Consider the following 18860-nt stretch of genomic DNA (forward strand, 5'->3'; position numbering starts at 1 on the left):
CATGCGTGCATTAACCTATCACGGTGCCAAAGATGTTCGAGTCGACAATGTTCCCGACCCACAATTACAAGCCAAAGATGATATTATCTTAAAAGTTACCGCTACCGCCATTTGTGGCTCGGACTTACATTTATACCGTGGCAAAATCCCTGCGACCGAAGAAGGCGATATTTTTGGTCATGAATTTATGGGAGTTGTCGAAGAAGTGGGCGCTGACGTCACAGCGGTAAAAAAAGGCGATCGCGTGGTGATACCCTTTGTAATTGCCTGTGGTAGCTGCTTTTTTTGTCAAAATGATTTGATGGCAGCCTGTGAGACCACCAATGAGGGTCCAGGCGCGGCAATGAACAAAAAGCTTATTCCACCACCTTCGGCGTTGTTCGGTTTTAGTCATTTATACGGCGGTGTGCCTGGTGGACAAGCAGAATATGTGCGCGTTCCAAAAGCCAATTTTGGTCCTTTTAAAGTCCCAGGTTCATTGCCTGATGAGAAAGTGTTGTTCTTATCGGATATTTTGCCGACTGCTTGGCAAGCGGTGACGAATGCCAATGTTACCAAAGGTTCGACTTTGGCTATCTATGGTGCAGGACCTGTGGGCTTGCTATCAGCTGCCTGCGCCAAAATGTTAGGCGCGGCACAAATATTTATCGTTGACCACAATGACTATCGTCTGCAATACGCACAAGATACGTATGGCGCAATTCCTGTCAATTTTGACAAAGTTGATGCCGCAGAAGCCATTATTGAGCAAACTGCGGGGCACCGTGGTGTCGATGCGGTGATTGATGCCGTTGGTTTTGAATCAAAAGGCAGCGTGGTTGAAACGGTCTTAACTACTCTCAAGCTTGAAGGCTCAAGTGGCGCGGCATTACGTCAGTGTATGGCAGCGGTGCGCCGTGGTGGTACAGTGAGTATTCCTGGGGTATATGCAGGTCCGATTCATGGTTTCTTGATGGGTGATGCCTTTGATAAAGGATTAACCTTTAAAATGGGTCAAACCCATGTACATAAATACTTGCCACAACTGCTTGAACATATTGAAAATGGGGATTTATCGCCTGAAGCGATTATTACCCATCGTATGAATCTATCGGATGCGGCGAAAGGTTATGAAATCTTTGAAAAACGTGAAGAAGAGTGTCGAAAAGTGATTTTGACACCATAATTTAATTTCATTATGGATAGATTTAGCATAGTTAATTTAGAATGATAAAATGATAAAAATATAAGATGAGTGTTAGTCACCTTTATACCATGATTAATCATTCAGTCACTAGCCCCTCACAACTTTTAGCTAATAATTTAGCCAAAGTTGTGCAAGGGGTTTCTGATTTGTTGCTACTGTTAGATATTGATGGGACGCTTAGTGAATTTCACCCCGATCCCCAGCAAAGTTTTATCAGCAATGATAATTTAACAATTTTAGCGCAGTTACAAAATCATCTACCCATTTGGCTGGTGACAGGGCGGTCAGTTGCTGATGCTAGACGCTTGACAGCGCCGCTGAAACTGCCGGTGATTGGTAGTCACGGTTTGCAATGTGATACGCTAATCGATAGCTATTCTTTGGTGGACATCAATTTAGCACAGCTACAAAAAATTAATCAAAGCGTCATTAACGCCACTGGTGATCGTCCACACTGGCGCATTGAGCAAAAACCTTTTGGTGTGGCACTCCATTTTCGTGAGCATCCCGAACTTGCCGATAGCGCTTTAACTATCATGCAAGGTATTGGGCATGATTTTAATGATTGGCAGCTTAAAGCGGGCAAATGTGTGTATGAGCTATTGCCGCAAGGGGTCGATAAAGGCAGTGCCATTAACCATGTTTTAACCCACTATCACCCTCATTGCCGTCCGATATTTATTGGCGATGATGTGACCGATGAAGCAGGATTTATTGCTGTACAAAGTTATAGTGATACACCCAATAAGAAAGGTAGTGATATCAAAGGAATTGGTGTCAAAGTCGGTTATGAACCTACCCATGCCCATTATTATGTGAGCGACATCTCAGCGGTTACCGCGTTACTTCAAGGATTATTGACCCTATGTCAAAGTTGATTGTGTTATCGAATCGGGTTAATTTACCTAATAAACAGTCACCTAAAGCCGTGGCAGGAGGGTTGGCAGTAGCGCTTCAAGAAGCCCTTGCCAAAGATGGCGGTATTTGGGTCGGTTGGAACGGTCAAGTAGTAACAAATATCAGCGATATGCCCGATACCGTCAACCAATTTGCGACTGAGCAGCATGACAAAGTCACCTATGTCACGACGGCTTTTTCACCCATGCAATATGAAAAATATTATTGTGGTTACGCCAATAATCGACTTTGGGCGGGGATGCATGACCGCACCGATTTGATTGTATCAAGTAGTGAAGATTTTAGCGTTTATCAAGCTGTCAATCGTATGTTTGCCAAACAGCTGCAGCAAATTGCGCAGCCTGACGATATGATTTGGATACAAGATTATCATTTTTTTGCAGTAGCAAGGCATTGCCGTGACTTAGGCATGAAACAGCGCATTGGCTTTTTTTTGCATATTCCATTTCCCCAGTTATGGGTATGGGATTTTTTGACTTATGGTCAAACTTTAATTAATCAATTACTTGATTATGATGTGGTTGGATTACAAACCCAACAAGACGCTCAAAATTGTGTCGCGGTGCTTGAGCAGCTACTCCCCCACGCCATCCAGATTACGCAAACAAATGCACGTACACTGATTACCCATGGCAATCATACCACCTTAATACAAGCCTATCCAATTGGTATCAATCCTCTCTATATTCATAAACTTGCCAGACAACCGCTGTCAGATCAAGCTGTGTTAAAAAATCTCACTTCAACCATCACCACGATTTTAGCGGTGGAACGACTGGATTACACCAAAGGCATTCCCGAACGCTTACAAGCTTTTGCCGCCTTTTTGCAGCGTTATCCCCAATACCTTGAACGGATTCAGCTGTATCAAATTGCTTGCCCGTCCCGTCTTGATATTCAGACTTATCAACAGTTACGACAACAAGTGCACACCCTCGTTGAGCAAATTAATAGCCAATTTGCTACTGCCAGTTGGCAACCGATTATCTATCAAGAAGACCCAGTCAGTCATGACAATTTAATGCCGTTATTTAGGCAATGCCAAATTTGTTGGGTTAATTCGCTAAAAGACGGCATGAATTTGGTGGCAAAAGAATATATTGCCGCACAGGATGAACAAAACGCAGGGGTTTTGATTTTGTCTAAAAATGCGGGGGCAGCGCACCAACTTCAGCAAGCTATCTTGGTCGACCCTACTGACAACGACAGCATGATAGAAGGCTTATACCAAGCATTGACCATCACCAAACAACAACGGGAACAACGTCACCAATCGCTACTAAAGAGCATCTATGAGACCAATATTGACACGTGGCGAGCGCATTTTTTGGCAGATTTGACCCACATGGACAAAACCAAATAAGTCAATAAAACAGATAATAAAATAGACAACAAAACAGCCAATGAGAAATTCACAATGACACCAGTGTTGGATCATGCTTTACCTACCGACTATCACCAATCGGACTTGAGTAAATTAATCACCGCTATTTTGCAAGACTTTCGTAGAACGGTTGATACATCACCTAAACTAAGCGATGCCGCTTATGTCACACAATTAAAGCAAACTTTGTCGCAGTTGGTGCTTTTGTCCACTCAAATTGCCTTGCCTGCTGACGGTCATACTTTACAGCGCTGGCAAGTATTGGCACAGGTTGCCGCTTGTGATTTGAACTTGGTCAAATTTTTTGAGTCGCATCTTGATGCATTGGCGATTTTGGCAGAATTGGGCGTGGACGATATCGCTGAAGGCCTATGGGCCGTATGGGCAGCAGAAGGCGGTGATGAGCCACTGCGTTTTGATGGCGAAACATGCACGGGACAAAAACTGTGGTGTTCGGGTGCGACCTTTGTCGATCATGGCTTGGTCAGTTTCCGAGATACCCATAATAACGCCCAATTGCTGATGTTAGCCATGAACCAACCGCAAGTGACCATTGATGACAGCGGCTGGTATGCGGTAGGTATGCCCTACACGGCGACAGCCACCCTCCATCTAAAAGGCGCTAACGCCACCCAAGTCATATCAAATGCGATTGCCAAAGGTAGCAGCCCTTATCTCGACCGCCCAGGATTTTGGCAGGGTGCGGCAGGGGTAGCGGCTTGTTGGTATGGCGCGGCAGCCCAGTTGGCACAGTTTTTATTGGACAGTTATCAGCAAAAACCCCAAGCCTTTAAAGCATTTTATCTTGGCGAAGTGTCGCAAGCACTCAGTGTCACCCAAGCGTACTTTTATCAAGTTGCGCAATTAATCGATAGTGAGCCTAGCCAAAGTCATGCACTCCCCATCCGTATCTTAAGAGCGCAAGTGGAGACTACCGCCATGCTAGTGCTTGAAAAAGTTGGTAAAGCTTTGGGCGCAACGCCTTATTGCAAAAATGCCCATTTTGCACGGCTAGCGGCAGACTTATCGGTATTTATCCGTCAAACCCATGGCGCATTTGACAGTGAAGCGATTGGCAAATTGACTGCCGAACAGCTAGGCGATTCACAAGGGGGATTATGGCAACTGTAGATTCTAAGCCCGCCCCACTGCATCCGATTGTGGGTGACCGTTTAATTGCAGGCGACGGCACATCTGCACAAGATTGGCAAGCGTGGCAAGGGTTGGACAGTCTCACCAGACTGGATATATCGACCCATTTTCCCAAACATCGGCGCGTGTGTATTTTTGCGCCGCACCCAGATGATGAGATTTTAGGCTGTGGTGGGCTGCTGCAAGCGTTGGTGGCTCAAGGTAATCAAGTATTGATTGTTAGTGTCACCCAAGGCGAGAAAAGCCACCCTAACTCACCGCTGTATCCGACCGATAAACTGGCAAAAATCCGAGCACTTGAAAGCCAGCTTGCACTTGAAACGCTCGATAGCAGTTTGGATTTGCCCAATGTGTCGATGACGAGCTTGAATTTTCCTGATGGCGAAGTTTTTGGGCGGCAAGTGGATTTTTTTGACAAGTTAACATCGCTGATTCAGCCCGCTGATATTTTAATCACCCCATTTGCGTACGATGGTCATCCCGACCATGAAGGCACTGGGCAAGTGGTGCATCGTTTTGCCCATGCATTTAAAAGTCGCTTAAATTTGACCTGCTATCAAGTGCTGATCTGGGCATGGCATTGGGCAAAACCTGGCGATAGCCGTATTCCCTGGCACAAGGCATGGCGATTTGATTTAAGCGAATTGCAGGCGCAGCGAAAAAGTTATGCCATGCGCTGTTTTAGCAGTCAAATCTATGTTGACCCAACAACGGGAACAGCGCCTATTTTGTCAGATACCACGTTAACTAGGCTTAGCCAACCATTTGAGGTATATCTTCATGACTGATGTGTCAGCGTATTTTGCCCAAATTTATGCCGATAGTAGCGACCCTTGGCAATATGAAAAACGCTGGTATGAAGTGCGAAAACGCGCAATTTGCCTGTCATTGTTACCCTACCCGCATTTTGCCAAGGCGATTGAACTGGGCTGTAGCAATGGTGTATTTAGTGAGCAGTTAGCCCAGCGCTGCGATGATTTGCGGTGTGTGGATGGGCAACTTGAGGCAGTCAAACTTGCCAGTGAGCGTCTGCACAACCAGGCACATGTGCAAGTTATGCAAGGTTTGATACCGCAGGATTTGCCCAGTGAGCGATTTGATTTGATTGTGGTCAGTGAGATTTTATATTACTTGGCGCCTGACGCATTGACCGAAGTCATCGCTTGGCTCAACACTGCATTGACAGACAATGGCGTGATTTTAGCCTGTCATTGGCGCTATCCGATTGACGGGTTTCAACTGACAGGCGAAACAGTCCACGACAGTTTGCAACAACAGCTGCACTACCGTCAGCAAAGTCATGTGATTGACCAAGATTTTTTGTTGACCATTTGGCAAGCCAATCACCAAAGCCTTGCCAAGCAAGAAAATCTAGTGGAATAACTGAGAAAAACATCATGGCAAATACTCCAATCTCACAGCGGCTACCCAAAAAAATCGGCATAGTCATCCCTGCCCATAATGAAGCCGATAGTATCAGTGCGTGTTTGGATGCGATAAAACAGGCGATTGCTCAGCTATCAACAGATATAGCGGTACAAACGGTGGTCGTGCTAGATAGCTGTGATGATGATACCTTATCAAAAGTACAAAACGCCCACGTAGATTGGCTGCGCTGTGAGTTTCGCTGTGTGGGTAAAGTCAGGGATTTGGGCGTGCGCTACTTGATTGAACAAGGGGCTGATTGGATTGCTTGCACCGATGCCGATAGTATGGTGGAAGCTGATTGGTTAATGGCACAAATCAAACACCTAAGAGCCGAACCCACAGCTATGATATGTGGCGTAGTGAGTATCGATTGTTGGGATGCGTTGTCAGAGCGTACCAAACAGCAATACCTCGGCCATTATCAAGATTGTATGAATCATCGCCATATTCATGGGGCAAATTTGAGCTTTGCCAGTCAAGATTATTTGGCGGTGGGTGGTTTTGATGAATTAACTTGCCATGAAGACGTGGGTTTGGTGAAAAAATTTGAGCAAGCCAATTTACCCATTATTTGGAGTAATTTGGTACGCGTGGTGACTAGCAGTCGCCTTGACGCCCGCGCTAAAGAAGGATTTGCCCATTTTTTAAGGGGTTTAGAGAATCAACCTTCAGCATAAATGAAAACCAACCTTTGGCTCAAATCAAAATCAGCCTTTGGCTTAAATAAAGGTAAAAAGTTGGGTTTAACACAGTTCACTTACAAAACTATTGTGATATTCCTTGCTATCTGCCGGTATTACTATATACTGGACAACAGCTAGAAAGCAGTCAGAAGTTTCAATCGCATTACATTAAGTCTATTCTAAGTTCGTTTCCATTACGCTTGTGTCCTAGATTTTAAGTCAATCGTGTATCAAAACTGCCGCAATTCTTTCATACCGAATAGAATCGTGTTGTGGCTTAGTTCCAGCTTTAGGGTCAGATGACCACTTTTAAAATCTATCTAATCAAGGACAATCCTATGTCAAATACTGTAAACGGTACCGTAAAATGGTTTAACGAATCAAAAGGCTTTGGCTTTATCGAACAAGACAATGGCGGCAAAGACGTTTTCGCACATTATAGCCAAATCGCAAGCTCAGGTTTCAAAACATTGAGCGAAGGTCAACGCGTATCTTTCGTTGTGACCCAAGGTCAAAAAGGCGACCAAGCTAGCAATATCGTTGCTATCTAAGGTTAGCTAAGCCTACTATCGTAAATGGTCCAATATCGCGACTGCGTGAATAACGCGTCATTGATTGATTAGCCATTTGCATAGATAGCAAAAAATAGATATCAAAAAAGCGCTTATTTATTATAAGCGCTTTTTTTGTGTTTTGTGCTCACCCAATTATTCGCCTGACTCTACTGACCATTTATGGGCTGCTATGTACGGTTAAAAAAGGTTATTGTGCATCCACTTTACGTTTTTTTTGTAGTTTGCGCTGTAGTGTGCGCCGGTGCATTTTTAGTACCCTCGCCGCTTCACTGATATTGCCTTGGCATTCATCTAATACTTGGTGGATGTATTCCCATTCGTGATGTTCAAGTGATAAACGTTCATCTGTGGCACTACCGATTGACTTTGTAGGGGCTACTACGATGTCCAATACTTTATAGATGTCATCCAGGCTACAAGGCTTAGGCAAATAATGATACGCGCCCATTTTGACCGCACTGACGGCGGTAGCAATGCTGGCATAGCCAGTAAGCATTAGAATTTTGGCGTTGGGGGTAATAGCGAGCAAAGGCTCAATCAGATGAATGCCGTTGTCATCACCGATGTTGAGATCCAATATAATAAACCTGGGTAATTGCTTCTTTGCCAGTTGTAGCGCGCTATCGGCATTGCTGGCCGTCAATACCTGATTGCCCTGTTTTTCCAACGACTTTTTTAAGATACGGCAAAACACATCATCATCATCAATGATAAGCCATGTCTCTGCTAACAGGGGTGGGTGTTGCAACCTAGTCTCCTACAACAAACTGGCGGGCGCATGAATTACTGGTAACGTTATCTTCACGCACGTACCTGAATCATTTAACCTTTTTTGCAGGGGTGAATTTTGCTTATTGGTCAGCTCAAGTTGTCCGCCAACATATTCTATAACTGTTTTGGCAATCGTCAAGCCAAGCCCTAAGCCATGATCAGATTCGATGGCGATTTGGTGTTGGATACGCTGTACCATGCTACTGTCGATACCCTGTCCGTTGTCTTCAATTATAATCATCACGTTTTGAGCAAGCTGTACGCTAATACTAAGCATTGTGGCTTGTGCCTGCATGGCATTATTGAGCATATTCATCACAATAGAATACAGCTGTTCTTCACTCAAGGGCACATCGATCGGTTGTGGTGGTACATTGAGTGCTACTTCAACATGGGGGTTGATAAATTGCCAATCATTGACGACTTTGGGCAATAGCGTTTGTAAATTTGATGACGTTACCCATGCCAATGGCTCTGATTGCGCTGGCGGGAGCGCATTGGATTGGATATGGGATTTGAGCTTGTGCAGCGATTGGCGGCAGACGTCGATTTGTGACTGTAACAGTTTTATGTCATCCAACAGTTCGTCGTCTTCCTCTAATTGCTGGGCAATATCATCGCTTAGTAATTGCATCGACGCAATCGGCGTGCTCATCTCATGGGCGATATTGGCCGCAAGACTACTGATGGCAAGCAACCGACGTTGTTGGTGAATGGCTTGCTGCGCTTGCTCAAGCGCCTGATAACTGCGGCTCATCGCCTGTTTAAAATAAACCGTTAAGGCGGTTAACATGATTGCCGCAAAAATAAAAACCCCAAACATACCCAGTAAATGGAGTTTTTGACCCACCGCATGATCATGGTGGTTAAGGGTCAGCGGCACATAACAATACCATAACAGCGTATATAGCCCAACTGACAGCATTGACAAGCCGATGATGTGCACGGTGCTCATCACCATAGACGCCACGGCAATCACCGTTAAAAACAAGGTAATCAACGGATTGGCGGCCCCACCTGAATAATAAATAAAGGCTGACCACGCCAGTAAATCCCCGATAAACCCCGCCATTGTGACCCAAGAGTGTTGGGGATTAAATTGTCGAATAACCATTAAGCGTTTAGTCAGCTCAACGCTGACCCCATACATAATGGTAATCGTGAGCAGATGAGTGATTTGCTGTTTGGCAACGCCCCATTGGTCGGCACAAATCATCGCCGCGACCATAATAGCTAACCACGTATAGCGAGCAATCATGGGGGCTTTTGCGACGTTGTTGATGGCTTGATGCATGGGCAAACTTTTGACGAACCATAAAACAAGATTTTAGCATGAAGCAGCCGCACTTTGAGCGAACTTTGAGCGAATTAACGTGGCAAAAGTAAATCAATGGCTAGTCGATACTAGGATAACCACAAATGCACCAAAAGTTTTCTCCTTAAACCCTATGGATGATGACATAATTTTTTTAATGTTAATTTTTAAAACTTTAAAGTGTGCTTATTTGCTGATTCAGTTACAATCAGATAAAGGCTCACTTTATGTTTGTAATTAGAAATTTATTTGAGTGCCAACTTACAGCTATCTTTGACGCTTTACAAATAGATGAGAAATGTACCATGGTCAATTTTCCTCAAAGTGCTAAGAATTTAACCGCTACCCTATTAATCAGCAGCCTGCTGTTGCTTGGCTGTCAAAAAATGAATGCCAAAGAAAACGCTACCTATGCGGGTGCTGCTAGCAAAGCGGATGTATTGCCGACTGATACGTTAGCGACCTTACAAGGTTTGAGCCAAATCAACCCAAAATTAGGCAAAATGGGTCGTCATGTGATTGACCCCAACAAGCCAACTGTGGTGAAATTTTGGGCAAGCTGGTGCCCGCTGTGTTTGGCAACGCTCCAAGAAAGCGACGCATGGGCAAAGCAGTATCCCGATATGAATGTCATCAGCGTGGTCAGTCCAGGTCATTTGAGTGAAAAATCCTCCCAAGATTTTCAAACTTGGTACACAGTGCTTGCCAAAGACTATGCTAACCTAGCGGTGCTTATGGATAACAATGGCAAGCTGATTAAACAATTTGGCGTGCAAGTCTATCCCAGTTTTGCGATTTTGGATAAACAAGGCAATTTATTAAAACTGGTCAAAGGCAATCTTACCCCAACACAAATACAAGCCTTGTCAGACAATGCTAGCAACGACTTTGCAGAACTCAAAGCCCTGAATCAAGCAAAAACTCCGTATAGCCAGACTGCCCAAGCTCATGAGCAGGCTAATAACCAAGCTAGCAAACAAGCCGCTAGCATCAAAGCCTTAGCTCCGATTAACCATAACGGTGTGTATTATCAAGCAGATGGTAAAACCCCGATTCGCACGCATACTATCTATCTGGCGGGTGGCTGTTTTTGGGGGCTAGAGGCCTATATGGAGCGCGTGGATGGCGTGGTCGATGCGATATCAGGTTATGCCAATGGCAATAGCGCGAACCCGAGCTATGAGCAGGTGATAGCAGGCTCAGGGCACGCAGAAACCGTCAAAGTTATCTATGATATCGATAAAACCAATCTTGCGACCCTCTTGGCATACTACGTGCGAGTGATTGACCCGACCAGTCTCAACAAACAAGGCAATGATCGCGGGGCGCAATATCGTACCGGCATTTATTATACCGATGCCAATGATAAGCCAATCATTGATAAAACCCTTGCCGATTTGGCAAAAAAATATCCGCAAAAAATTGTGGTAGAAAATAAACCCTTGGCGAATTTTTATGACGCAGAAAATTATCACCAAGATTATCTAAGCAAAAATCCCAATGGCTACTGCCATATTGATATTAACCTTGCCAATCAAAAAATCCCCGTTATCAAATCCTTAGCGCCTGCCACGACAGTCACCGAGGCGCTCAATCCTAGCCGCTATCAAAACTACGATAAAAATGTAAAAAGTCGGTTAACCCAAGCACAGTATGACGTCACCCAAAACGCAGCTACAGAGCGCGCCTTTAGCCATCAATACGACCATTTATTTGCTAAAGGTTTATATGTGGATATCGTCAGTGGTGAGCCGTTGTTTTTATCCACCGATAAATATGATTCGGGTTGCGGCTGGCCGAGTTTTACCAAACCCATTAGCGCAAACGTCATTACCACCTCAACCGATAGCAGTTTTAACATGACACGAACGGAAGTGCGCTCGCGGGTCGCCAACTCACATTTGGGGCATGTGTTTGATGATGGTCCCAAGGATAAAGGCGGATTACGCTACTGTATCAATGGCGATGCGCTACAGTTTATCGCTTTGGCAGATATGCAAGCGGCGGGCTATGGTGCACTTATGCCCTTGGTAAAATAGCCAGTCAACTAGGCAGCACGTTGACTAGTAGCGATATCAAAAACGCTTTGACAAGCCATCAGCTGCCAATGCGTTTTTAATAAGGCGTTTTTGATTATGCCGAGACTTTAAAATTTTTTAAACATGCGCTTATAAAAATTTGGTCATCACCCTGAGCGGCAATATTTTCATACCAATCCCAATCGGCAGCCAAGGCCATGCCGGGACAAAGGCTTCATCCACTTTGGCTTCAATCGCTTCGACAATCGCCTCGACGCCCTCTTCTTCTGTACTCTCAAACGGCAAATATTTGGCACCGATATTAAGTTCAGTACGGATATAACCGGGATAAATCGTGGTGACGGTAATCGGACGTTTTTCCTGCATCATATCAGCGCGAATGCCTTCGGCTAAATTTGCCAGTCCCGCTTTGGCAGCGGCATAGGTGGTAAGATGACGGGGCAAACCGCGCACCGCTGACATACTTGAGATGACCACCAACTGACCGCTGTTTTGCTGGCGAAAAATCTTCATCGCCGCCTCACACTGGGCAATCGCTGCGATAAAATTGACTTCAGCGGTATGGCGATTGGTCTCAAAGCGTCCATGACCAATGACGCGGCTATCGCCCACCCCTGCATTGACGATAATTTTATCAATCGTTTTCCCTCGGGTTTTGCAGTCACTCACAAAGCTATCAAATACCGTAAAAATCTGCTTATAATCGGTGACATCCAAAGTTTTAACAGAGACTTTGACAGGATACTTGCTTTCAATGTCTTGCTTTAACGCATTTAATCGCTCTTCTCGTCTGGCACAAATTGCCAAATCATAGCCTAGATAAGCAAATCGGCGTGCCATCATCGCGCCAATCCCTGAGCTGGCACCGGTAATCAATACGGTTTTGCCTTGACCGATACCTTGTAGCTCAGCTAATGAGCGTCGATTGACCAGTTTTTTCATCACAAATTGACCGTATTTATCAATTTTTTGTAGCGCGTTTTCAAGTTTTTTCATCGTTTGGTTGCCTGTACCACTCAGTTATCGTAACAATAAATAAAAAATCATCAAAGAGGCGCTGATTTTATCATTACGACCCTTGTTTAGCCTACTGCAAATATCACTATAGGCTTTAAATACATAATATAAACAAGGATGGCGATAGGATTAACGATGACTGACACCCTTTAGCCCTCTATACTGGTTAACCCTTCATACTCGCTATTTTTTATAACAGACTTCTACTCGGTGATGTCAAATCTGTCGCCAAAGGCAAATATACAGGTTGGCAATGCTATATTAAGATACTCTATATTAGGACGCCCTATATCAAGACACCCAATGTGAAGACAATAAAAAACCCAAATCAGCGCAAAGTCTCATTTGGGTTGTTTTAGAAATTTTTGGGTTATGCCAAACCATTGACCCATGTCAGTGGGGCGTTTTTCATCCAGTCACTCATCAGTGTCCACGGTTGTTCAGGGACACACGCTTCATCAGGCTCGCCTTCAATCGCGATTGCCAATGCTTTGGTGCCGATTTCTTCACTCACTTCAAAGGGTAACGGTTTAGCACCTTCGTTGATCTCAGTGCGTATATACCCTGGATATATCGTTGACACTTTAATCGGTAACTCAGAGAGCAGCATATCGGCGCGAATCCCTTCAGCAAGCTGGGCAATCGCTGATTTACTTGCCGCGTAAACTGACATGTGTTTTGGCAGACCACGGAAAGCCGACATACTTGAGATAACCACCAAATGACCACTATTTTGGGCACGGAAAATTTCCATTGCCGCTTCACACTGGGCAAGACCTGAAATAAAGTTAATTTCGGCAGTTTTGCGATTAATCTCAAAATTACCCTTGCCAATACGGCGACCCTCACCGACCCCTGCATTGATGATGATACGATCAAGCTTGCCAAACTCTTGGGCAAATTCATGAAACACTTTAAAAACCTGCGTATAATCAGTCACATCGAGTGCCTTGACACTGACTTTAATCGTCGGATTGTCCGCTAACAGGTTGGCTTTGAGTTGTTCCAGGCGTTCGGTGCGGCGTGCACAAATTGCCAGATTATAGCCCATGCGAGCAAAATGGGTCGCCATGCCTGCCCCCAGTCCTGAGCTTGCGCCAGTAATCAAAATGGTTTTACCCTTGCCCACTTGGTTATTTATAAAACCAGATAAGTCCGTGTTTGGGGCTGTCATTGTGGCCTGAACTTGCTGCAGTAATTCCGGTAGTGTTTGCATTATTTCTTCCTTAATTATTTATTAAATTTTTTTAAACGTTAAAATGATAAGCTAAATTTTAGCGCCAAGTCACCATCTGCTCGCCTTGTTGATACAAATAGCTAAACTCATTAAAGGTCTGTAAAAAAACACCCTGGTCACTCACGCGAAATTGGTGAACACTGGCGTTGGCGATATGCCAGTTTAAATCAAAAGCTTGGACATCTGATAGTTTCATCACTTGCTGCATGATACTGGCAATCACGCCACCTGAGGTAAATACCATCGCATGTTCATGCTCCCCAGTTTGCGCCATCAAACGCTCAAAACCGTTCCAAGTGCGCTGTAAAAAGTGTTGCCAACTTTCATCATAATCACTGTCGTACTGACCGCTTTGCCAACGGCTCATGGCTTGGGTAAAAATCTCAGTAAAGCTAATTTCAGGGTGTGTTTGACTGGACAAATACGCCATAAAACTGGCCTTATCCGCAAATGGCAACCCCGCTTTATAAAGAATTTGCTCATGATTAAACTCATTAAAACTGCTATCTTCACCCAACAATAGCGGCATGGTCAAACTGGGATTTGCCTGATTTTTTAAAGCGTTTTGCACATGGTGGGTGATTTCGGTCAGTTCAATGCCTTCACGGGTGACATAATAATGGCTCAAAAAATGCTTGAGACTATCCTTTTGCCGCGCCATACTGCCTGACATCAGCGCGTGTACTTGCCGACCTGACTGGCGAAAACTATCACCAAGCCATTGGGTCTGAGCGACACCTTTTGGGGACAGTTGGTCGTAATTGTCTGCGCCAAATGACGCTTGCCCATGACGGACAAGGCTGATGAGTTTCATGAAAATCCCTATGATTTATTGTTATTTTTTTCGATAAGTTCGATACAGCGGTCGTGCAAGGCGTTGACAATCACGCCAAAATCTTTGAACGCCGGATTATCCGTCTGCCCATGATAATAGCGGTAATAAATCTGCTGCGCAATCGCTGCCAAACGAAATACCCCAAACACTTCGTAAAAGCGCCAGTTGTCCACTTTCAGCCCTGTTTTTTGCAGGTAATATTCGACCACTTCGGCACGGGTCATCATGCCTGGCAGATTGGTCGGCTGACGGCGCGTAGCTTTCATCACCGCATTGTCATCGGCTTGAATCCAGTAAGCTAACGCACAGCCCAAATCCATCAAGGGATCGCCTATCGTTGCCATTTCCCAGTCGAGCACGCCAATGATGTTGGTTGGATTGCTTGGGTCTAAAATCACATTGTCAAAACGCCAGTCATTATGAATCACGCTAGTTTTGACATCGGTTGGGGTGTTGGCTGTTAACCACTGACGCACATCGGCAAAATCAGGCACATCAGGCGTGCGGGCTTGCTCATAGCGCTTATCCCAGCCCATGACTTGGCGCTCGCAGTAGCCTTCACCTTTGCCAAGTGCGACCAAATCAGGATTTTGGGTGTAATCGACCTTGTGTAAATCTATCAACGCATCGACCACCTGCCGGCACAGCTCGCTGACTTGCTGTTCGCTTAACGTCAACGCATTGGGCAAATTGGCGCGGGGAATAATACCTTCGATGCGATCCATGACATAAAAATCACAACCAATCACGTGGTCATCGGTACACAGGGCGACCATATTGGGGACGCGTGGGTATTGTGATTGCAGTGCTTTTTGCACTTTGTACTCACGCACCATATCATGGGCGGATTTGGCTTTGGTACCTTTGGGCGGCCGGCGTAAAATCAAATCACGGTTGGCATATTTTAGGCGGTATGTCCAGTTGGATGCACCCCCTGAAAATTGGGTGACTTCTGGCTGACCTTGCAAAGCGATGCCTTGGCTGATTAAATACTCGGTGACCGCATTGCTGTCAATCTCTTCGCCTTTGCGTACTGGGTTCGCAGTATCAAGCATAATTTCATCCTTGTTTTTTATCTTGTTTTTTAACTTGTATTTTTAACTAGGTCAAATAGCAAAACGACGTAACCTGACATTACGTCTTTTTTGTTAGCTAGCTATTAGTTATTTGCTAGTTATCTGGTAGTTATTTGGTCGTCGCTTGTTGGCGTTTTTTCACTTCCAGTTTGGCAATCATGCCTTTATGCACTTCGTCAGGTCCATCGGCAAGGCGTAGGCTACGGGCTTGGTTAAAGAACATCGGCAACAGCGTATCTTGGCTCACACCCATACCCCCATGCAGCTGAATCGCCATATCGACGACTTCTTGTAGTACCGTTGGGGCGACCACTTTAATCGCTGAGATTTCGGTTAACGCCGCTTTGGTGCCGAGTTTATCCATTTTATAGGCAGCATACAGGGTTAGCAGACGCGCTTGGTCAATTTTGACACGGGCGTCAGCGATACGTTCACGGTTGCCCCCTAAATCAAGCAGCGGTTTACCAAATGCGCTACGGCTTAGCCCGCGATCGATGGCAAGCTCTAGCGATTTTTCTGCAGCACCAATACAGCGCATACAGTGGTGAATCCGACCCGGTCCTAAGCGCCCTTGGGCAATCGCAAATCCCTCGCCTGCCCCGCCGATGACATTGCTAAGCGGTACACGCACGTTGTCAAAACACATTTCGCCATGTCCATGCGGTGCATCATAATCATTAAACACTTTGAGCATGCGTTCAATCTTGACGCCTTGGGTATCAATTGGCACCAACACCATGGTGTGCTGATGGTGGCGATCTTTGCTCTCGTCTGGGGTGTGTGCCATAAAAATAATAAGTTTAGCGTTTGGATCGCCCAAACCTGATGACCACCATTTGCGACCGTTGAGCACAATTTCATCGCCTTCGACAATCGCTGTGGCTTGCATATTGGTGGCATCACTACTGGCTACTGCAGGCTCTGTCATGCCAAACACGGAGCGAATCTCGCCTGCCAATAACGGCGTTAACCATTGCGCTTTTTGGGCGTCGTTACCGTAGCGCCAAATCAATTCCATATTGCCACTATCTGGCGCATTACAGTTAAACACATGTGGGGCAATGAGGCTTCTGCCAGACAACTCAGCAATATGGGCATATTCTTGAACGCTTAATCCTTGACCGAGTTGCTCATCTGGCAAAAACATATTCCATAGATTTTGTGCACGGGCTTTGGTTTTTAATTCTTCAAGTTTGGCAGGCCATTGCCAAGTCGTCCAATCGCCTGTGGGATTAAGCTTATGCGCGGCTTGCCAAAATTCTGCTTCAATCGGTTCGATTTCGGTTTGAATAAATGCTTTAGTACGGGCGATGTAATCTTTTGCTTTATCGCTAAGTTGGAATTCCATTGGGCGTTGTCCTTATTTGGTTCAAACAATTATTGAATGAGCTTAACGGATTTATTATCATGAATAAAATGATTTTAATTAGTATAATACCATGAATAAAATTCATACCATTGAAAGGTCTTAGCCAAATTATTGAGCAAATAATTGTCCTATACTTGTAAGGTATTATCCATATGTTGCGTAAAAACCCATTAAAGCAGCTTGATTTAAATCTACTTAGGCTATTTATTTATATTTTTGAGCTTAAAAATCTTACCCATACCGCAGAAGCTTTGCATTTGAGCCAATCTGCCATTAGCCATGCGTTAGGTCGGTTACGCCAAGCGCTGGGGGACGAACTTTTTTATCGGGAAAAAGGTGAACTGCACCCCACCCTGTATGCCAAACGGCTTTATCCCACCGTCAAACAAAGCTTTGAAAATCTCGAACAAATATTTCAAACTAACCATTTATTGAGCGAGGACAAACTTGGCGAGATGGCGCAGCAGAGCTTTGCTACGTTGACGATTGCCATGCATGATGAAATTGAATTGATTGTGTTTAACAAATTGGTCAGCCAAATTCATCAAGTCCTGCCCAATTGTCAAATCACCAGTAGCCGGCTCAATCGCTCAGAACTCGCGCATGAACTAAAAGTTGGACAGCTGGATTTTGCCATTGATGTGGCGCGGGTGGTGGATAGTGAGATTGTGCACCGACCCTTGTTGCGAGATGAGTTTGTGCTGGTGTTGTATGCGCCAAATTTTGCGGCTGAATTGGCGAATGAACCAACTATCACCCAAGCCCAGTATTTTGCCAGTCAACATATAACTGTGTCATCAAGGCGGCTAGGTCTGTCGATTGAAGATAGTTTATTGTCCAAAGCAGGTTGGCAGCGGCAGAGTAAAATCCGTTGCCAACATTATGCCACTGCTTTTCAATTGCTAAAACAAGACAAGCTATTGCTTACCTTGCCGCGCCAGTTAGCCACCACATTTTTGCCACCCGCCCAAGGCTGGCAGATTTTGGATTTGCCAATTGAATTGACCCATATCGAGTTACACGGCTATTGGCACCAACAGCAACAGGTTGACCCGCTATATGGGTGGCTAAGACAGCAGATTTTTAGTGCGTTTTATTAGCTGGTTTCATTAGCACGTTGCGCTTATTCAATTATTTATAGGCTATTGATGATCTATTCAGACAATAGCTGCTCAATACGGCCAGCGTGACGCTCTTGCTGTTTAGCGAGAGTCAAACGATTGGCGATGATGATTGATTTTAACTCCGCTAATGCCACGTCGAAATTGTCATTAATCACCACATAATCAAAATTCACGTATTGCGACATTTCATTGACCGAACCGGCCAGACGTTTTTCAATCACTTCTTGACTGTCTTGTCCGCGATTGGAAAGCCGCTGGCGCAGTGATTGGCGGTCCGGCGGTAGGATAAAAATGGTCGTGGCATCGGGACGCAATCTTTGCACTTGTAGCGCACCCTGCCAGTCGATTTCTAAGATGACATCTAAGCCATTGCTCAGCATAAATTCTACTGTGGACTGGGCGGTGCCATAGTAGTTTTCAAACACTTCGGCATGCTCCAAAAACTCACCTTGCTTAATCATATCAGCAAATATCTCGCGGCTGACAAAGTGATAATGCTGCCCATCAATCTCACCAGGACGTGGCTTGCGAGTCGAATGCGAGATACTAACCGCCAAGTCATTGGTCGTTGCAACCAGCTGTTTGACCAGCGATGTTTTGCCAGTACCGCTTGCTGCGGTGATGATAAATAATGAGCCTTTGGTCATGACATATCCTTAGGGGTTTGATGAAGTGAGTAGTAGCCATTTTTGAATCGGCTATTTTAGCAATTTTTGCTAACAATTTCTGCGTAATTTAGCCTTTCAATAGC

18 protein-coding genes are annotated in these 18860 nt (G+C 45.0%); 10 read left to right on the top strand and 8 right to left on the bottom strand.

What is annotated here, in order from left to right:
* Window position 1 precedes the first annotated feature (1 nt).
* The 8 genes from RT084_RS00075 (at window position 2) to RT084_RS00110 (ending at window position 7302) form a co-directional block, all read left to right on the top strand.
* The gene (locus tag RT084_RS00075) at window positions 2-1165 is read left to right on the top strand and encodes a zinc-dependent alcohol dehydrogenase (protein ID WP_312384567.1); all 1164 of its coding nucleotides are present in this window, start codon (window positions 2-4) and stop codon (window positions 1163-1165) included.
* A 65-nt stretch (window positions 1166-1230) separates the two neighbouring features.
* Window positions 1231-2064: a trehalose-phosphatase gene (gene otsB, locus RT084_RS00080; protein ID WP_313096905.1), complete on the top strand. Its 834-nt coding sequence runs from the start codon at window positions 1231-1233 to the stop codon at window positions 2062-2064.
* Window positions 2052-3467, top strand: a complete 1416-nt coding sequence (locus RT084_RS00085; protein WP_313096910.1) for an alpha,alpha-trehalose-phosphate synthase (UDP-forming) — start codon at window positions 2052-2054, stop codon at window positions 3465-3467. Before otsB ends, RT084_RS00085 begins: the two co-directional genes overlap by 13 nt.
* A 54-nt stretch (window positions 3468-3521) precedes the next feature.
* Complete coding sequence (locus RT084_RS00090) at window positions 3522-4619, top strand: acyl-CoA dehydrogenase (RefSeq protein ID WP_312384560.1); 1098 nt, start codon at window positions 3522-3524, stop codon at window positions 4617-4619.
* A complete protein-coding gene (locus RT084_RS00095; RefSeq protein WP_313096912.1) occupies window positions 4607-5428 on the top strand; it encodes a PIG-L deacetylase family protein in 822 nt (273 codons plus the stop codon). The genes RT084_RS00090 and RT084_RS00095 overlap by 13 nt, the downstream gene beginning before the upstream one ends.
* Window positions 5421-6023, top strand: coding sequence for a class I SAM-dependent DNA methyltransferase (locus RT084_RS00100; protein WP_312384554.1), 603 nt, complete (start codon window positions 5421-5423; stop codon window positions 6021-6023). The genes RT084_RS00095 and RT084_RS00100 overlap by 8 nt, the downstream gene beginning before the upstream one ends.
* A gap of 14 nt (window positions 6024-6037) precedes the next feature.
* Window positions 6038-6745: a glycosyltransferase family 2 protein gene (locus RT084_RS00105; RefSeq protein ID WP_313096917.1), complete on the top strand. Its 708-nt coding sequence runs from the start codon at window positions 6038-6040 to the stop codon at window positions 6743-6745.
* A gap of 344 nt (window positions 6746-7089) precedes the next feature.
* Complete coding sequence (locus RT084_RS00110; RefSeq protein WP_007116258.1) at window positions 7090-7302, top strand: cold-shock protein; 213 nt, start codon at window positions 7090-7092, stop codon at window positions 7300-7302.
* A gap of 211 nt (window positions 7303-7513) precedes the next feature.
* Here RT084_RS00110 and RT084_RS00115 read toward each other — a convergent pair whose 3' ends face one another.
* Window positions 7514-8074 carry a response regulator transcription factor gene (locus RT084_RS00115; protein WP_313096920.1) on the bottom strand — a complete coding sequence of 187 codons (561 nt, stop codon included), beginning with the start codon at window positions 8072-8074 and terminating at the stop codon, window positions 7514-7516.
* Between the two features lie 9 nt (window positions 8075-8083).
* Entirely contained in the window at window positions 8084-9391 is a 1308-nt protein-coding gene (locus RT084_RS00120; RefSeq protein WP_313096923.1) for a sensor histidine kinase, read from the bottom strand.
* A gap of 326 nt (window positions 9392-9717) precedes the next feature.
* On the opposite strand from RT084_RS00120, the gene msrAB reads away from it, so the two are divergent.
* Window positions 9718-11451, top strand: coding sequence for a bifunctional peptide-methionine (S)-S-oxide reductase MsrA/peptide-methionine (R)-S-oxide reductase MsrB (gene msrAB / locus RT084_RS00125; protein ID WP_313096925.1), 1734 nt, complete (start codon window positions 9718-9720; stop codon window positions 11449-11451).
* 129 nt (window positions 11452-11580) lie between these two features.
* Here the strand turns inward: msrAB and RT084_RS00130 are convergent, their stop codons facing one another.
* From RT084_RS00130 to RT084_RS00150, 5 genes are all read right to left on the bottom strand, one after another.
* Window positions 11581-12393, bottom strand: a complete 813-nt coding sequence (locus RT084_RS00130) for an SDR family oxidoreductase (protein WP_227522695.1) — start codon at window positions 12391-12393, stop codon at window positions 11581-11583.
* A 445-nt stretch (window positions 12394-12838) separates the two neighbouring features.
* Window positions 12839-13642, bottom strand: a complete 804-nt coding sequence (locus tag RT084_RS00135) for an SDR family oxidoreductase (protein ID WP_313097361.1) — start codon at window positions 13640-13642, stop codon at window positions 12839-12841.
* 100 nt (window positions 13643-13742) lie between these two features.
* Complete coding sequence (locus RT084_RS00140; RefSeq protein ID WP_096488717.1) at window positions 13743-14519, bottom strand: histidine phosphatase family protein; 777 nt, start codon at window positions 14517-14519, stop codon at window positions 13743-13745.
* Window positions 14520-14527: 8 nt separating this feature from the next.
* Window positions 14528-15595, bottom strand: coding sequence for a phosphotransferase family protein (locus RT084_RS00145; protein WP_313096929.1), 1068 nt, complete (start codon window positions 15593-15595; stop codon window positions 14528-14530).
* Between the two features lie 130 nt (window positions 15596-15725).
* Window positions 15726-16964, bottom strand: a complete 1239-nt coding sequence (locus RT084_RS00150) for an acyl-CoA dehydrogenase family protein (protein WP_313096931.1) — start codon at window positions 16962-16964, stop codon at window positions 15726-15728.
* Between the two features lie 173 nt (window positions 16965-17137).
* On the opposite strand from RT084_RS00150, the gene RT084_RS00155 reads away from it, so the two are divergent.
* Entirely contained in the window at window positions 17138-18085 is a 948-nt protein-coding gene (locus RT084_RS00155; RefSeq protein WP_313096934.1) for a LysR family transcriptional regulator, read from the top strand.
* 53 nt (window positions 18086-18138) lie between these two features.
* Here RT084_RS00155 and gmk read toward each other — a convergent pair whose 3' ends face one another.
* Window positions 18139-18756 carry a guanylate kinase gene (gene gmk / locus RT084_RS00160; protein ID WP_313096936.1) on the bottom strand — a complete coding sequence of 206 codons (618 nt, stop codon included), beginning with the start codon at window positions 18754-18756 and terminating at the stop codon, window positions 18139-18141.
* Window positions 18757-18860 lie beyond the last annotated feature (104 nt).

This window comes from Moraxella sp. CTOTU48717, assembly GCF_032057165.1.
GTDB classification, from domain to species: Bacteria; Pseudomonadota; Gammaproteobacteria; order Pseudomonadales; family Moraxellaceae; genus Faucicola; species Faucicola tetraodonis.

Coding starts and splice junctions, on each gene's coding strand:
- RT084_RS00075 (WP_312384567.1), top strand. CDS start 2: ATGCGTGCATTAACCTATCACGGTGCCAAAGATGTTCGAGTCGACAAT.
- otsB (WP_313096905.1), top strand. CDS start 1,231: ATGAGTGTTAGTCACCTTTATACCATGATTAATCATTCAGTCACTAGC.
- RT084_RS00085 (WP_313096910.1), top strand. CDS start 2,052: ATGTCAAAGTTGATTGTGTTATCGAATCGGGTTAATTTACCTAATAAA.
- RT084_RS00090 (WP_312384560.1), top strand. CDS start 3,522: ATGACACCAGTGTTGGATCATGCTTTACCTACCGACTATCACCAATCG.
- RT084_RS00095 (WP_313096912.1), top strand. CDS start 4,607: ATGGCAACTGTAGATTCTAAGCCCGCCCCACTGCATCCGATTGTGGGT.
- RT084_RS00100 (WP_312384554.1), top strand. CDS start 5,421: ATGACTGATGTGTCAGCGTATTTTGCCCAAATTTATGCCGATAGTAGC.
- RT084_RS00105 (WP_313096917.1), top strand. CDS start 6,038: ATGGCAAATACTCCAATCTCACAGCGGCTACCCAAAAAAATCGGCATA.
- RT084_RS00110 (WP_007116258.1), top strand. CDS start 7,090: ATGTCAAATACTGTAAACGGTACCGTAAAATGGTTTAACGAATCAAAA.
- RT084_RS00120 (WP_313096923.1), bottom strand. CDS start 9,391: ATGCATCAAGCCATCAACAACGTCGCAAAAGCCCCCATGATTGCTCGC.
- msrAB (WP_313096925.1), top strand. CDS start 9,718: ATGGTCAATTTTCCTCAAAGTGCTAAGAATTTAACCGCTACCCTATTA.
- RT084_RS00130 (WP_227522695.1), bottom strand. CDS start 12,393: ATGAAAAAACTGGTCAATCGACGCTCATTAGCTGAGCTACAAGGTATC.
- RT084_RS00135 (WP_313097361.1), bottom strand. CDS start 13,642: ATGACAGCCCCAAACACGGACTTATCTGGTTTTATAAATAACCAAGTG.
- RT084_RS00140 (WP_096488717.1), bottom strand. CDS start 14,519: ATGAAACTCATCAGCCTTGTCCGTCATGGGCAAGCGTCATTTGGCGCA.
- RT084_RS00145 (WP_313096929.1), bottom strand. CDS start 15,595: ATGCTTGATACTGCGAACCCAGTACGCAAAGGCGAAGAGATTGACAGC.
- RT084_RS00150 (WP_313096931.1), bottom strand. CDS start 16,964: ATGGAATTCCAACTTAGCGATAAAGCAAAAGATTACATCGCCCGTACT.
- RT084_RS00155 (WP_313096934.1), top strand. CDS start 17,138: ATGTTGCGTAAAAACCCATTAAAGCAGCTTGATTTAAATCTACTTAGG.
- gmk (WP_313096936.1), bottom strand. CDS start 18,756: ATGACCAAAGGCTCATTATTTATCATCACCGCAGCAAGCGGTACTGGC.